Annotated in this window: 18 protein-coding genes; 1 reads left to right on the forward strand and 17 read right to left on the reverse strand. The window is 38.4% G+C overall.

Annotated elements, in window-relative coordinates; translation table 11 throughout:
* The 15 genes from MVE01_RS07870 to MVE01_RS07940 form a co-directional block, all read right to left on the reverse strand.
* The coding region (locus MVE01_RS07870; RefSeq protein WP_472561634.1) for a DNA cytosine methyltransferase at nt 1-673 on the reverse strand (673 nt) is incomplete at its 3' end.
* 179 nt (nt 674-852) lie between these two features.
* Nucleotides 853-1,086 (reverse strand): hypothetical protein, encoded by a 234-nt coding sequence (locus tag MVE01_RS07875; RefSeq protein WP_472561635.1) that lies wholly within the window; start codon nt 1,084-1,086, stop codon nt 853-855.
* Between the two features lies 1 nt (nt 1,087).
* Complete coding sequence (locus MVE01_RS07880) at nt 1,088-1,402, reverse strand: hypothetical protein (RefSeq protein ID WP_472561636.1); 315 nt, start codon at nt 1,400-1,402, stop codon at nt 1,088-1,090.
* A 3-nt stretch (nt 1,403-1,405) separates the two neighbouring features.
* Nucleotides 1,406-1,771: a chaperone NapD gene (locus MVE01_RS07885; protein WP_472561637.1), complete on the reverse strand. Its 366-nt coding sequence runs from the start codon at nt 1,769-1,771 to the stop codon at nt 1,406-1,408.
* Between the two features lie 9 nt (nt 1,772-1,780).
* On the reverse strand, nt 1,781-2,740 hold the full coding sequence (locus MVE01_RS07890) for a WD40 repeat domain-containing protein (protein ID WP_472561638.1): 960 nt from the start codon (nt 2,738-2,740) through the stop codon (nt 1,781-1,783).
* Entirely contained in the window at nt 2,740-3,078 is a 339-nt protein-coding gene (locus tag MVE01_RS07895) for a hypothetical protein (protein WP_472561639.1), read from the reverse strand. The genes MVE01_RS07890 and MVE01_RS07895 overlap by 1 nt, the downstream gene beginning before the upstream one ends.
* Nucleotides 3,075-3,605 carry a ferredoxin-type protein NapF gene (locus MVE01_RS07900; RefSeq protein WP_472561640.1) on the reverse strand — a complete coding sequence of 177 codons (531 nt, stop codon included), beginning with the start codon at nt 3,603-3,605 and terminating at the stop codon, nt 3,075-3,077. Before MVE01_RS07900 ends, MVE01_RS07895 begins: the two co-directional genes overlap by 4 nt.
* Nucleotides 3,605-4,570: a nitrate reductase cytochrome c-type subunit gene (locus tag MVE01_RS07905; protein ID WP_472561641.1), complete on the reverse strand. Its 966-nt coding sequence runs from the start codon at nt 4,568-4,570 to the stop codon at nt 3,605-3,607. Before MVE01_RS07905 ends, MVE01_RS07900 begins: the two co-directional genes overlap by 1 nt.
* Entirely contained in the window at nt 4,567-5,391 is an 825-nt protein-coding gene (napH, locus tag MVE01_RS07910; RefSeq protein WP_472561642.1) for a quinol dehydrogenase ferredoxin subunit NapH, read from the reverse strand. The genes MVE01_RS07905 and napH overlap by 4 nt, the downstream gene beginning before the upstream one ends.
* A complete protein-coding gene (gene napG, locus MVE01_RS07915) occupies nt 5,391-6,221 on the reverse strand; it encodes a ferredoxin-type protein NapG (protein ID WP_472561643.1) in 831 nt (276 codons plus the stop codon). The genes napH and napG overlap by 1 nt, the downstream gene beginning before the upstream one ends.
* A gap of 4 nt (nt 6,222-6,225) precedes the next feature.
* Nucleotides 6,226-9,060 carry a nitrate reductase catalytic subunit NapA gene (gene napA / locus MVE01_RS07920; RefSeq protein ID WP_472561644.1) on the reverse strand — a complete coding sequence of 945 codons (2,835 nt, stop codon included), beginning with the start codon at nt 9,058-9,060 and terminating at the stop codon, nt 6,226-6,228.
* A gap of 290 nt (nt 9,061-9,350) precedes the next feature.
* Complete coding sequence (locus MVE01_RS07925) at nt 9,351-9,659, reverse strand: metal-sulfur cluster assembly factor (RefSeq protein WP_472561645.1); 309 nt, start codon at nt 9,657-9,659, stop codon at nt 9,351-9,353.
* A gap of 140 nt (nt 9,660-9,799) precedes the next feature.
* Nucleotides 9,800-11,035, reverse strand: a complete 1,236-nt coding sequence (locus tag MVE01_RS07930) for a hypothetical protein (RefSeq protein ID WP_472561646.1) — start codon at nt 11,033-11,035, stop codon at nt 9,800-9,802.
* Between the two features lie 8 nt (nt 11,036-11,043).
* A complete protein-coding gene (locus MVE01_RS07935) occupies nt 11,044-11,385 on the reverse strand; it encodes a hypothetical protein (protein ID WP_472561647.1) in 342 nt (113 codons plus the stop codon).
* A gap of 92 nt (nt 11,386-11,477) precedes the next feature.
* Nucleotides 11,478-12,041: a precorrin-2 dehydrogenase/sirohydrochlorin ferrochelatase family protein gene (locus tag MVE01_RS07940; protein WP_472561648.1), complete on the reverse strand. Its 564-nt coding sequence runs from the start codon at nt 12,039-12,041 to the stop codon at nt 11,478-11,480.
* A 134-nt stretch (nt 12,042-12,175) separates the two neighbouring features.
* On the opposite strand from MVE01_RS07940, the gene ahbB reads away from it, so the two are divergent.
* The gene (gene ahbB / locus MVE01_RS07945; RefSeq protein ID WP_472561649.1) at nt 12,176-13,180 is read left to right on the forward strand and encodes a siroheme decarboxylase subunit beta; all 1,005 of its coding nucleotides are present in this window, start codon (nt 12,176-12,178) and stop codon (nt 13,178-13,180) included.
* Nucleotides 13,181-13,362: 182 nt separating this feature from the next.
* On the opposite strand, the gene MVE01_RS07950 is transcribed toward ahbB, so the two are convergent.
* Together MVE01_RS07950 and MVE01_RS07955 are read right to left on the reverse strand one after the other, a co-directional pair.
* Complete coding sequence (locus MVE01_RS07950; protein WP_472561650.1) at nt 13,363-14,064, reverse strand: Crp/Fnr family transcriptional regulator; 702 nt, start codon at nt 14,062-14,064, stop codon at nt 13,363-13,365.
* A 143-nt stretch (nt 14,065-14,207) separates the two neighbouring features.
* The coding region (locus tag MVE01_RS07955; protein ID WP_472561651.1) for a uroporphyrinogen-III C-methyltransferase at nt 14,208-14,608 on the reverse strand (401 nt) is incomplete at its 5' end.

Below are 14,608 nucleotides of genomic sequence, written 5' to 3' on the forward strand. Positions count from 1 at the left end.
CAGGAACATCACAAGTAAAAAGTTCTCCTTTTTTGAGTGCATCTTTTAAAGTATATAACTTTTCACTGGCTTTAGGCCATTCAAATGTCACCTTAGAAGCATACTCTTTTTTTATACCCACTATAAATACTCTTTCGCGCTTTTGAGGTACATAATAATGAATGGCTTTAAGGACTCTAGGCTCTAAGACTTCATAGCCCATAGACTCAAAAACTTCAACCATCGTTTGTAAGGTACGCCCTTTATCATGAGAAAAAAGACCTTTTACATTTTCTGCTAAAAAGAGTTTAGGTTCACTCTCTTTAAGTGCACGGGCAAACTCATAAAAAAGTGTTCCACGGGTATCTTCCATTCCCATCTTTTTACCCGCATAAGAGAAGCTCTGGCAAGGGAACCCACCTGTAAGCACATCTACTCTACCCGTGTATGGTTTAAAATCAATCTGCCCCACATCACCATGTATTACATCCCAATGGGGTCTGTTTTTTTTAAGTGTTTGTGTGGCATAACGGTCAAAGTCATTGAGTAAAAGATGGTGTAGTCCTGCTTTTTCCATACCAAGAGCCATGCCCCCAGCTCCTGCAAAAAGTTCTATGCTTTGATAGTGCCGTAAAGGATGTATGAACGAAGATAAATGCTGTGATAATTCTATAGTAGATTGTGACTCACCCATAATCATCCTTTTTTATTTTTATAGAATCTTCTGAATAACCAAAGCCCACCCAGAGGGCATAATTAGTTTTGCCCAGACTAATGATGTTTTGAACGCCTAGGTTATTCAAAGGGTTCTATTAGATGTATTATACACTCTTGGTAATTAGAAAGCTAAAAATCTTTCAAATTGTCATATTTTTATTTTTTAGAAGAACAGGAGCCATTGTCACAATGACTCTTCTTAAGCACAAACTTAAAGATAATATCTTTGCTCATCAAAGCCAAACAATATACCCATAAAATATCCATGATAATATTGGGTTTATAGTCAAGTCCATAAAGAAGAACCGGCCATCCAATGAGAATAATATATTTTACATAATAAAAAAAGAGAATCCCAACACCGTAAATCTCTTTTAAAAACTGAGGCATCTTAAGATTGTGCCTCAAAATTTGGTGTACCATCAGGCATCATCTCTTCACCGTTTCTTTTAGCTTCCTGCTCTGCTTCATAAGCATTCATCTGCATACGCACTTCGTTGATCTGTTCCGGAGTCACATTGTCTTCACTTGACCACATCACCTCTACATCATCACCGTAGGCTTTCCCCATCTCTTCTATTTTGTCTGCATACTCATAGACATCCATACAGAAAACCGGTTCAGCATCCTCTTTTGCAGTATCTGTAAGTTCTATGAACCATCTCCCCAATGGACTTGTTTTAATAACAGATTCTATCACTACCATATTCTAATGACCTCCATGAAAATCTTTATGTTTTAAGTCACCGTTATAGACCACATCTCTTACATCAATATCTGTCTCGTTGAGCACTGCAGGAACAGGATCTTCCGCTTCAAGTTTCTTGATCTCTTCATCAAGTTGATCTTCCTGGTAGGTCATCATCATATCTGCTGCGATCACATGCGGGAGTTGCTGTATCTCTACCAGTTTTTTGATCTCCTCTTCTACCCCTTCACCCTCAACGGTTACAATGATTTTGCCTTTTTCTTTGTCGTGCAGATGATAATCAGTAAAATCTGCCTTTTTAAAAAAATCTACTAATTCATCTATATATTCCGGTAGTGCCTGTACTACTATGCTTGATATATTCATATTAACTCCTTATTTTTTTTCTAAATCCCATATCATAATGGTATTGTCATCACTGGCTGAAAAAAGTCTATTTTCATCTTTGAAAATAATCACATTAAGTGTACTCTTTTGCCCTTTAAGTAACGCTATTTTTGATTTGGTTGAAGTATTGAAAATAGAAATATTGTTCTTTTCATCCATTGCAAAGGCTACCTTGTCTGCCAGAGGGCTTAATGCTGTTGCATAAATAAGAAAATGTCCCTTAATGTAGTCACCTTTCCCACTGGCAACATCATACAATGAAGCTCTCTGATCCTGTCCTGCACCAGAGACCATACCATGTTTAAAATCAACTTTATAGACATTATCCAGATTCTGCCCCTTTAATTCTTTAAGCATTTTTCCACTCTGTACATCTACTATACTGAGTACACCGCTTTCACAGGCAAAAACAGCTTGTGTTTTGTCTTCATTGAGTGCAAAATCAGAAAATTTTGATTCACTTAATTGTACTTTGTAACGTTCTTTCTTTGTAGTTATATCCAAAAGTGCCACTTCATTACTCAAATATCCTAGCAATATATGTGTTCCATCAATAAATCTTGCCTTGATGATCGCTTTTTTATCTTCTGCACTAAGCAATTGTGTCAAATTGTGATCATCATACAGATACAGATTCGAATATCCTCCCTTGCCACTGTCACTCAAGAGAAGATATTTGCCATCTATAGTATCGGTACTCATGACACGTGCAGGTGCAATATCTCCCATAAAATCTTTCACATCAGGAATACTAATCTCTTTGATCTTCTCTTTTTTTACGGTATCGTGCACCTCTATATGCCCCATATCCGTAGCAACTACAAGATGGTCTCCCTCTAGAACCATATCTTTAGCTGTACCATTAATCTCAATACTATCTACTGGATTAAATGTCATTGTTGACCAAAGAGGAAGACTCAATACGAAGAAAAAAAGTAATTTTTTCATTACATAATTTCCTCAATCTGTTCAAGTAACATAGAGACAATTTCATCTTCACTCAGTGAGGATTTAACCCCGTAAAGATCCTCCTCTGATGCTACAAAATTTTCAAAAGTATCATTGTCATGTAATTTGACCAGCAATTTTTCCATTTTTGCTTCACCTAATGCCTTCTGAACAGGTTCTGCAATATAGATGATAAAGTTATACTCTTCAAAATCAAATTCAAATTCTTCAGAATCATAATCTTCATAATTTGCATCTACATTGAGCAGATGTCTTAATACAACTTCTTTATCTTCTAACTTATCAAAAAGTTTTGGATATTTTTTTTCTAAATTCATACTTTATTTTCCTCGTTTTTTAATTCAAATACTTCATAACTGATAGCCTGTGTAGGGCACCTGGAAATACAAAATCCGCATGCCGTACATTTTTCATCATCAATAATGGGATTAAACATTCCATTAAATAAAATTGCATTATCGATACAAGGCTCCTTGCACGAATGACAAATAACTCCATGATGTGCCACACAGGATTCAAGTGATATTTTAAATACCGCATTAAGATATTCTGATGTCTCATTGTTTTCTAATGAAAGAACATTCATTTCGCATGCATGGGCACATGCATCACAGAAAGTACATCCATTTTGCTTAAAACTGAGTGTGGGAGTACCGTCATCAGCTATAAAAATGATCTTTTCATCACAAGAAGCCACACAAGCTTTACTCTCGCAGCTTGGACACTCACTCTGAAAAAGAGATTCATTCTTTCCGTAAGGTGGCCGTACCAAAAGAGGAGACTCCTCTTTGGTCTGACGCAGTGGTTTGGAAAAAGACCTAAAAAAATCTCTTCTGTCTACCACTATTTAACACCATCATCCATCATATTGACAAGATTTGAGTGTGATTTAAATTCATCAGTCAATCCGTCAGATTTAAATGTATTTCCTACTGCAGTTTTCACATTTGCCTGTGGCGCATGACACTGTGAACAGTTATATCTTCCCTGATAAAGGTGATTTAGTTTTTTAGCTTTAGCCAATTTGATATCACTTACATTACCCATATCACCTTTTTGGATACCAACCACCTTGCCTTCTTTAACCAAGTTACCATTTTTAAGTACCGTTGTCGGTCTATAATTGGTGAAGTGAGATGGTGGGATCGGTGTAGCACCTACACCTTTGGCAACATCTGGCATATGACATCCAAGACATTGGTTATTGTCTTTGGTAATTGGCAACAATCCTTCTACAGAATGAGGAATCATCGGTGGAGCATTAACATATGCTCTTTCAAACTTTGGAGCAGTACCTGGAGCAGGTCTGTCTTCTTTTATTTTTTGAGGCGCAACATTTTCATCAAAAAGTGATGTTTTTCTAAGCCCGAGTACAGTCTCGTCTACCTCTTTTTTATTCCCAAGATCCTCTTTTTTTATTCTTTCAGGATCACACACTTTTGCGTTGATATCGATGACTTTTGAAACAGCTACTGCCGCAGCAGCAGCATGTGATGTTGCCTTGTCTGTTGCTGTTCCTGCACCACCTTTGATCATCTCAGCGATGGCTTTCATATCTGCATCAGACAAAGCAGCAACCTGTCCTTTCATGAGACCTTTCATTGCCCCGCCGTATGTACCAGCTTTGTAACCTTTAAGTGCCACCAAAATATCAGCTTTACTCATATCTTTTACAATTTTTGATTTACCCATCGCATGTTTTTCAAAATGCTGCCCGTGACACCCTGCACATGCAGCTGTACTTGCACCGTAAAGTGCAGATGCAGCCAACAATGAACCTAGAGCCATTACCTTTATAACTTTTGTCATTTCTTCTCCTTTGTTGATTTACTGTTTGTAAAACTTCTAATTCCAAATTCCAATGCATCATCATTACAGACATCGATACAGCGACCACAATTGGTACACTCTCCATCTGTAACTGAAATGCTCTCTTTATTGATCATATGCAACACTTGATTCTCCGGACATACTATTTTACACTCCATACAGTTCGTACAAGCCTCATGGTCATGTTTTACTCTAACCAGACTTGCCTTTCCAATGAGTGAATAGGTTGCTCCCAAAGGGCACAAATGCCCACACCATCCATTTTTAACCCCAAAAAGGTCAAAAAGGAAAATCGCGATCACCACTGAGATCCCTGCACCAAAACCAAAGATAATCCCTCTTTGCATAATAGTAATGGGACTCAGTGCTTCAAACGCAGCAATACCGACAATAGCTGAGACTATCAAACCAAGTACCATGATCCAGTAGCGTGCTCTTCTTTTGAGAAAACGGTAGTTCACTTCTTCTCTGTCCAAATTGAGTTTGCGTCTAAGCCAATTTGCCAAGTCTGTCACCATATTGATGGGACATACCCAACTGCAAAAAGCCCTTCCGCCTACAATCATATAGAAAAGTGTAATGATCAACGCTCCCAAAAGCACATCTGTTCCCAACACAAACCCTGTAGCTAAAACCTGCAGGGTCGTATAAGGGTCGGCCAACGGGATCACACCAAAGAGCAGTGAAGAACCGAAAGTACCTTTTAAGAGAGTCCACCCATAGGCATTCGCACCAAAATAAAGTACTAAAAGTCCTATCTGCGTTATTCTTCTAAGAAGTAGATATTTTAAATTTTTCATTAATACTCTATCTCCCTGTTCAAATAGTCAGCCGGTGCTTTTTCACTTCTTTTTGTATGCGTTTCTATCTCATCAAGTTTACGCTCTCCTGCTCTTTGCTGGTCTTTTTTATCCCAGCCTTTCACATAATGGTCTCCTGCTCTTCCCATCGAGTATTCTCTAGGAAGTACAAAGATTGCTGGTTTTTCAGTTACACATGCCTTTTCACACAGTCCGCATCCTGTACAGACATCCGAATGCACCACAGGAAGTAAAAATGCATGTTTTCCTGTGCGTTCATTTTTCTGATACTGTAAACTGATCGCTTCGTCTAGAAGCGGACAGGCTCTGTAACATGCATCACACTGTAACCCCCAGAACGCGATACAGGATTCCTTGTGTACAACTGCAAGTCCCATTGTTGCTTTATTAATGTCAAGCTCTTTTTTCTCATTAAGAAGACTTGGCATATCTAATGCACCCGATGGACAAACTGGTACACAAGGGATATCATCACACATATAACACGGTACCTCTCTTGGTTTAAAGAATGGTGTACCGATCAGACGATGGTCACCGCCTTTTGCCATTTGTAAGGTTCCAGGTCTTTGTTTTCCTGTCTCTTTGTCAATGTTACTTTCACGATTGACACACGCCTCGGCACACATCCCACACTTGATACACGCATCAAGGAAATCTTTTTCCGGTAATGCACCCGGTGGTCTGAGTACCAGTGGTGACGCTGTCGCTTCATCACAATAGCCACTCCACAACATGCCACCAAGAGCTGTAAGACCTACACTTTGAAGGGTTGTTGCCATAAACTTTCGTCTGTTGTTAGAGTGTGCCATCTACTTATGCCTTTGTGATCTTAACTGCACATTTTTTGTAGTCTGTCTGTTTTGACATTGGACATGTCGCATCAAGACATACTTTGTTGATGAATACTTTTTCATCGAACCAAGGTACAAATACCAATCCTTGAGGTGGTCTGTTACGTCCACGTGTCTCAACTCTAGCTTTTACTTTACCACGACGTGATTCTACCCATACAAGCTCACCACGTTTTACATCTTTGGCTTTTGCATCACCCGGATGCATATAACAAAGTGCTTCTGGTACTGCACGGAAAAGTTCAGGTACTCTCATTGTCATTGTTCCTGAATGCCAGTGTTCAAGTACACGTCCTGTACAGAGCCAGGTATCGTAAGTTTCATCTGGCATTTCTGGTGGATCCATGTATGGTCTGGCAAAAATCTTCGCTTTATTTGGTAACGCATATTTACCAAGTTTTTTATCTGGCCCTGTCAAGCTACCTTGAAGGATCTTTTTCGCCAATGGACCATAGAATGCATGCGTAGAAGTACTACCCGCTGCTTTTGCCGCTTTTGCTGCATATGGATCATACTTGACATTAAATCTCCACTGTGTCTCTTTACCATCAACAACCGGCCATTTAAGTCCACGTACTTTATGATAGACTTCAAATGGTGCCAAGTCATGTCCATGACCTCTACCAAATGATGCATACTCTTCAAAGAGATATTGGTGAACCATGAAACCATATCCTTTAAATACTTCACCATTCTCACCTTTGACATTTCTACTGTCACCATTACATTCAGAGTTATCATACCCTTTTTGCGGGAATTTATTCATGTCAATTTTATATTCTTTACCTTTATTGGCATAAAGAATATCAAACATGGTTGTATCGTCATTGTATCCTAATTTCTTAGCATCGGCTCTCACATCTGCCATTTTTTTACCGTTTCTCAACGTATATGGACCCCAAAGATCTTTCACTGTAAATCTTTTTGAGAACTCCATCCACTGCCAGGTATCTGACATTGCATGCCCTACAGGAAGTACCTGCTGTCTCCAATGTTGTGTACGTCTTTCTGCATTTCCGTATGCTCCCCACTTTTCGTAGATCATTGCTGATGGAAGTACAAGGTCAGAAACCATGGCTGAAATACCTGGATACCCGTCAGAAGTAACGATAAAGTTATCCATTTCACGTGCTGCTTTGATCCAGTGTTTAGCACTTGCAGAATCCTGATATGCATTACAAACATTGACCCATGCAAATTTCACTACACCATCTTCGATGTCTCTGTGGATTTTCATAATATGCTGGTTACCTACAGGGTTTAGTGTACCTGCTGGAAGACTCCATACTTTTTCTACTTTTGCTCTATGCTTAGGATTTTTAACCATTAAATCTGCTGGATATCTGTGACAGAACGTACCAACTTCTCTTGCTGTACCACATGCTGAAGGCTGACCAGTCAATGAGAATGCACCATTTCCGGGAAGTGCTTGTTTGTTAAGCAGGAAGTGAACATTGTAAGAGAGTGTATTGACCCAAGTACCACGTGTATGCTGGTTCATACCCATTGTCCAGAATGAAACAACTTTTCTGTCTTTTTCAATGTAAAGATCTGCCAACATTTTAAGTTTTTTCTTAAAGCTTTCAAGTGATTCGTTTGGATCACCTTTTGCAATTTTAGCGACATAATCAAGCGTGAATGGTTCAAGCGATTTCTTATATTCATCAAAAGAGATCTTCCAGTGCTTGAGTGTGCCTGGCGTGTTTTTCATCACATCACCCTCTTTGTAACCATACGGTGCAAGTGCCGGTGCTTCTTTTGCTGAAACTTTCTTACTCATTTCTTTATTAATAGTCTGCATCTCCAGTGCACTGTATTTTCCTGCACTACCATCAGCATTTACCGGTGTAATAGATTTCTCACCTGCTCTTCTCATACCGTAACCAATGTTTACAGGACCAGCCGTAAAAACAATATTCTGTTTTACAAAATCCCAATCAATTGCTTCTGGATGGTTATAGACAATCTCACGTGCAACATAGTTCCAAAGGGCAAGGTCTGTATTTGGAGAGAAGATAATGTTAAAGTCACCAAGGTCACAGGTTCTGTGTGTATAGGTTTGAATATTCACGACTTTTACATTGTCCGGATCAGAAAGCTTTCTGTCTGTGACTCTTGACCAAAGGATTGGGTGCATCTCTGCCATGTTCGATCCCCAGGTAACAATCGTATCAGTAATTTCAATATCGTCATAACAGCCTGATGGCTCATCAATACCAAATGTCTGGTAGAAACCAACAACCGCAGATGCCATACAGTGACGTGCATTTGGATCGATCGCGTTAGATCTGAATCCACCTTTCATCATTTTAAGTGCTGCATATCCTTCCATAACCGTATATTGACCGGATGCAAATACGGCTACACCTTCAGGACCCGATGCCTTCAATGCTTTTTTCGCATATTTTTCCATCTCATCAAAAGCACGCTTCCAAGAAACTGGTCTAAATTTACCATGTTTGTCGAATTCACCTTTATCATTCATTCTGAGAAGCGGTGTTTTAAGTCTGTCTGCACCATACATGATCTTTGCATTAAAATACCCCTTAATACAGTTAAGTCCTCTGTTTACCGGAGCTGCAGGGTCACCTTTTACCGCTACAATTCTTCCTTCTTTGGTTGCAAGCATAATCCCACACCCTGTACCACAGAAACGACAAGCTGCCTTGTCCCATCTCCAATCTTTCTGCGCATCAGCTGCTGCTGCATTCAAATTAGTTGGAACAGCAATTCCTACTGCACCAGCTGCAGATGCTGCTGCTGCGCTTTTGAGAAATTCTCTTCTATTTAAAGCCATATTACTTCCTCCGTAAATTGATTTTTTTGGTTACACAGTAAAGTCCTCTAAAGAACTCTAGCTGTTCTTTAGGGAACTCTACATATAACAACGTATATAGTTTAACATAGGGTTGTCAAGAGAAAAGATGATTTATATCAAGAAAAGTGAATTATGTTATTAATAGAACAAATAGGTTACATTTTAATTTGGAGTCAAAAAGTCTTAGATAAATAATACATTAAAGAATATAAAAATATTTCAAAAAAGTTGATGAAATTAGGAGTTTTAAACTCCTAATTAAGAAGAATTTACATACCACCCAAGGCTTGTTTGACATTATCATGCGCCATTGAAATATTCCATGCCGGCTCCCAAACCACTTCTACATCGACCTCTCCTACATCTTCTATACGTTCTACCGCTTCTTTGACCCAGGTAGTGATCATCTGATGCAAAGGACATCCCTGTGTAGAAAGTGTCATCACTACATGCACATTACAGTTTTCATCAATGATGGCATCGTAGATCAGCCCCATTTCTACTAAATTGAACCCTACTTCTGGGTCAATAACCGTGCTTATTGCATCAAATACGTTTTCTTTTGTGATACTACACATATTTTGTTCCTTTTTTATTTATCTTATTATTCATTAACCGTAGGTCGGGGGGGGGGTACCCCTACCCCGACAATATTCAAACCATTACAAATATCATTTTATGCAAATGAATGTCGGGATGAGGCACCCCGACCTACACATTATTTTCCGTATGCCAACATCTTTCTCATTCCGATAAAGAGAAAAATAGCTCCAGCAAAGAGGAAACTTGCACCTGCTTTAAAAAGTATATTACTCTCAAAAAGCAGACCAACACCACCCAATACTACGCCTGCAACTGTAAAATTAAACATCATAGAAGCCCCCTCTTTGGAGTACATTTCATGCAGCATAGGTACTTTCTCTTTTCCTACCAGTGGAGCAAAACGCTCAAACCAGACCAAAAATGGTACAATTTTATATAAATGTCCCGTAATCATGGAAGAGATAAAGCCTAAAAGCAGGAACCATACAGAAGCATGTAAAATACTCTCTTTTCCACTGAGAAAATAGATCAGCCCTAAGAGAATAGAGAATATTAATGTACCAAATGCAAATATCATGGATTTTGCCCAGATATCCAACTCTTTACGTACAGTCAGTTTGGCAATAATATAGATCTGCCAGATATAAAACAATACACCTATGGTATTGATGGCATATCCTATATACATCAGCCACTCTTGAGAAAAAAGTGCACCTGCAAATACCACACCTACACCCGATATGACCAATTTAAAAGCTCTTTGAATGGCACGCTCTTCAAAGCCATGAGCCAAAGAAAACATTGGTATAAGGATCAAAGACAATCCAATGATGGTTAGAACAACATATCCTCCCAGTACTGCATACACATGTGCTTTCAACATGAGTGAAATATTGATATCAAGATTACCGCTTAAGCCCAATGCTATTGCAAATCCAGTTAAAATACCTAACAGTAGATAACCGTTACTCCAGGCAACAGTTTCTATAGTCAGTGTTCGAATGGTTGTCTTTTTAAGTGTCGCAATATTTTCTACAGCAAAGATGATCATGGCAACCAGAACAAGCACTCCCCCATAAGGTAGTATGCCGGGCATAAGCCAAAAACCAAAAACCATCAGGGAAGCACCAATAAGCAGTAAAGGAAAAATCACATAATAGACATCTACCACTGCATGTCCCGCTTCAAGTACCACAGGAATAAGCTGCGCCATGGCACCAAAAATGATCATCATCACAAAGCCAAGCAGAAAGAGGTGAACCCATCCGGCTACATTCATCTGTTCATAAGAAAATGAAGGCTCAAAAAACAACAATGCCAACATTGACAACAGATAAAAGACCACACCCGAACTAAAAAAGGGGGAGATCAACTTAAGCGGCGGTGCAAAATCGCTGGAAATAGCTTTCATTTATCTATTTATCCCTCACAAGCAGCGTCATTTAAATTTGCATTCTCACTCTCTCCTGATTTATAGGAAAAGATCAGTTTAACACGTCCATCATCCATTTTTTCTGTTTCAATATTATAATTTTCGCCGATCTTATCAAGTAATCCCATTGGTTTTTTATGGTTGATCATAACAACTTTTTTATTTGGGCTATCAATCATTTTAAGTCCTGCCATTGCATTTACCATTGGTTCAGGCGGTCCACATTTAGATGTATCAAACTCAAAATACTGTGTTTCACCTACAGTATACGTAAAGAAAGGAACATTTGCTCCAGGGACTTCTATTTGTTCTTTTTTTAATTCAGACATAATATCTCCTATTTAATTTTTATTATTTTAATGACTTATATTTAAAATAACCTTGATTTATATCAAGAATTTGTCATATCTTGTCAAAATCATTAAAAATATTTCCTAAAGTATTCTTCTACCAAACCGTCAAAATACTTCATACGCTCTCTACCTTTTGGCATTGTTGTACGTAATGCTTTCATCTTTTTAAGGAACTCCCCGACACTGTCAGGTATGATCTTTTCAAAATGTCTGCGTATCTGCTTTGCAAATGCCGGTGAGGCTCCTCCTGTAGAGAACGCTATAGTAAGGTCCTCTCTTTTTATATAAGAAGGAAAGATGAAATCACAGTAGTCTGTATTATCCACTGAATTTACCAGTATCCTGCTCCCTCTTGATTCCTCATAGATCGCTTTATGCAATACTACGGTATCCGTTGCAACAATGACAATATCAAAACCTTGAATATCTCCTTCTTTATATGCTCTCTGATAGAATGTCAGGCTATGATCTTTGATCAGTTGATCAGCTTCCAGACTTACTTCAGAGGAGATCACAGTGATCTCTTTGGTAAAATCTAGTAGTTTTTCCAATTTTTCAGTAGCAATGTATCCACCACCAACGACCAAAACTTTAAGATCCTGCATATCCATGAACACGGGGAAGTAAGACATCTATTGTTCCTTTTTGTCAATTGTGAAATTTAATATAACAAAAGTCTAGCATAATAGCTTTGATATGTATCAATCTTTGTTACACTGTCATAAACTATAATCTAATCACAACAAATTATTGGAGCAATAACACTATGGAAAATGAACTACTTTTCGAGATGCAAAATGCCTTTCCTATGACACAAAGACCTTTTGAGGAAGTGGCTGACAAATTGGAGATAAGTGAAGAAGAGGTACTTGCCATGATACAAAAACTTAAAAAGCAAAAGATTATCCGTCAAACCTCTGCTATTTTTGATACCAAACGTTTAGGCTATACCTCCTCTCTTGTTGCTTTTAAAGTAGCCAAAGACAAAGTAGATCAGGCTGCAGAGATCATTAACCAACATCCGGGAGTCAGTCACAATTACCTACGCAACCACGACTATAATATCTGGTTCACTATGGCTGTTGCCCCCGATAGCAAAATGGGACTTGAAAAAACCATAGAAACACTCAAGAAACTTACCCATGCAGAAGATGCTATTACTCTGCCTACCCTTAAATTATTTAAAATCAAAGTACAAATGGATACCACAGGTAAACGTGCCAAAAAAGAAAAGGTGAAAAAAGTTCTCCATAAAGAGATCGAGCTTACCAAAGAACACATAGCAGTGATCAAAGAACTGCAAAAAGATATTACTGTTACAGAGGAGCCGTTCAAAGAAGCTATAGAAAGGCTGGACATCAGTTATGAGAAATTCTTTGAAATAGCCAATGAACTCAAAGATGCAGGCGTTATGCGCCGTTTTGCCACCATCCTAAACCATAGAAAAGCAGGCTTTGGTGCCAATGCCATGTCTGTCTGGGCAGTTCCTGAAGAAAAAGGTGAAGAGATAGGACGCCAAATGGCAGAATTCTCTGCAGTCAGCCACTGCTACCTCAGACCAAGCTATCCTAGCTGGCCGTATAACCTTTTTGCAATGATCCACGGTAAAAGTCAGGAAGAGTGTGACACCCTCATAGAGGAAATGGCAAAAGAGAGCGGTTTGACAGAATATGGAAAACTCTACTCCACACGTGAATTTAAAAAACAGCGTTTGGTTTATTTTGATGATACCTTTAAAGAGTGGGAAGCACAAGTAGCAGGTAGCAGGTAGCAGGTAGCAGGTAGCAGGTAGCAGGTAGCAACATTTAATATAATAAACTTTGCTTGTCAAGGAAATTTTAAAACACGTCAGTTCTTTGTGTTTTCTTTTTTTTGGTTCGTTTCTTTTTCTTTGTCACATCAATAAAGAAAAAAATGAACAAAGAACCTCAAATAAAAACAGTTGTATAAAGATTAATCCTTATACCCGATCTGCTCTTTAAAATGTGCAATACAGTTCGTACAATCCTTCATCGTATTGGTCTCAACAATATTATAAAGTGCATCCTCATTCAAGATCGTTACAATATGACTTTCCACTTTGATCAATCCCTCTTTTTTAAACTTTGTCATAATACGTGAGAAAGTCTCCGGAGTCAAATTGAGCACTGATGCGATCTCATTATTTTTCAATCGATGAAAAAGTGCCAACTTCTGCATCATGAGATCAGCCACTTTAGCCTCAGAGGAGAGTACAGTCTCTTTGTGCACCAAAGCCGAGAGCAAAGCTACTTTTCCGGTAAGAGATTTAATGATCTCCAATGAAAAATCTGAATTATTCAAATGTTTATAGACCATTTCAAAAGGAAGCAGTCCCATAGTTCCGTCAGTAACAAATTCACAGCTTGCAGGGAAAGGCTGCTGTTCAAAGCAGGCATATTCACCTATCATAGAAGGTGCAGCAAGACGGTTGATCTGTATCTGTGTACCTTTTGGTGTTGTTTTGTAAAGCTTGATACTGCCATCGAGCAAAATATGCAAATAGTTACTTTTATCACCTTCATAAAAGACAATACTGTCTTTGGTAAAATGTTTAATATGTGTCTGATCATAAAGTTCTTTAATATGCTCCTGCGTAAGTGCAGAGAACATTGGAATCTCTTCAAGTTTAAACATTACTACTATACCTCTTTATCTTTCCCATCCTATATACAGGAGTGTACTATACAGCACAAAAGATAAAATCTCTCCTATATATTTCCGATAATAGCAAGGTTTTAGCTATTTATTGCTTAATTGTAATAAATTAGTATATTAAATTATTTGTTTTTGTTATTTTCGAACCAACTTAGCTGTTCTCTAAGCTTGACAACCTCACCCACAACGATAAGTGCAGGCGTAGGAAGATCTTTTGCTTTCTCATAAATATTTTCAAGTGTACCCACCACAGTTTTTTCATCTGGTCTGGTTCCTCTACTGATTACTGCTATAGGATGGTCTTTGGGTTTCCCTATCTCTATAAGCTTTTTAGTGATTTTTTTAAGCCGATGCAATCCCATTAAAAAAACAATTGTATCATCTGTCTTGTAATTTTCCCAGGGAATTTGTGAGTGGTCTTTGTTGCTTGACTCATGTCCTGTTACTACTCTAAAAGAGACTGTAATACCACGATGTGTCACAGGAATACCTGCATATTCAGGTACAGCAATAGCAGAGGTAA

This window comes from Sulfurovum sp. (assembly GCA_026990595.1).
In the GTDB taxonomy this organism is placed as follows: Bacteria; Campylobacterota; Campylobacteria; order Campylobacterales; family Sulfurovaceae; genus Sulfurovum.

Coding starts and splice junctions, on each gene's coding strand:
- MVE01_RS07875 (WP_472561635.1), bottom strand. CDS start 1,086: ATGCCTCAGTTTTTAAAAGAGATTTACGGTGTTGGGATTCTCTTTTTT.
- MVE01_RS07880 (WP_472561636.1), bottom strand. CDS start 1,402: ATGGTAGTGATAGAATCTGTTATTAAAACAAGTCCATTGGGGAGATGG.
- MVE01_RS07885 (WP_472561637.1), bottom strand. CDS start 1,771: ATGAATATATCAAGCATAGTAGTACAGGCACTACCGGAATATATAGAT.
- MVE01_RS07890 (WP_472561638.1), bottom strand. CDS start 2,740: ATGAAAAAATTACTTTTTTTCTTCGTATTGAGTCTTCCTCTTTGGTCA.
- MVE01_RS07895 (WP_472561639.1), bottom strand. CDS start 3,078: ATGAATTTAGAAAAAAAATATCCAAAACTTTTTGATAAGTTAGAAGAT.
- MVE01_RS07905 (WP_472561641.1), bottom strand. CDS start 4,570: ATGACAAAAGTTATAAAGGTAATGGCTCTAGGTTCATTGTTGGCTGCA.
- napH (WP_472561642.1), bottom strand. CDS start 5,391: ATGAAAAATTTAAAATATCTACTTCTTAGAAGAATAACGCAGATAGGA.
- napG (WP_472561643.1), bottom strand. CDS start 6,221: ATGGCACACTCTAACAACAGACGAAAGTTTATGGCAACAACCCTTCAA.
- napA (WP_472561644.1), bottom strand. CDS start 9,060: ATGGCTTTAAATAGAAGAGAATTTCTCAAAAGCGCAGCAGCAGCATCT.
- MVE01_RS07925 (WP_472561645.1), bottom strand. CDS start 9,659: ATGTGTAGTATCACAAAAGAAAACGTATTTGATGCAATAAGCACGGTT.
- MVE01_RS07930 (WP_472561646.1), bottom strand. CDS start 11,035: ATGAAAGCTATTTCCAGCGATTTTGCACCGCCGCTTAAGTTGATCTCC.
- MVE01_RS07935 (WP_472561647.1), bottom strand. CDS start 11,385: ATGTCTGAATTAAAAAAAGAACAAATAGAAGTCCCTGGAGCAAATGTT.
- MVE01_RS07940 (WP_472561648.1), bottom strand. CDS start 12,041: ATGTCTTACTTCCCCGTGTTCATGGATATGCAGGATCTTAAAGTTTTG.
- ahbB (WP_472561649.1), top strand. CDS start 12,176: ATGGAAAATGAACTACTTTTCGAGATGCAAAATGCCTTTCCTATGACA.
- MVE01_RS07950 (WP_472561650.1), bottom strand. CDS start 14,064: ATGTTTAAACTTGAAGAGATTCCAATGTTCTCTGCACTTACGCAGGAG.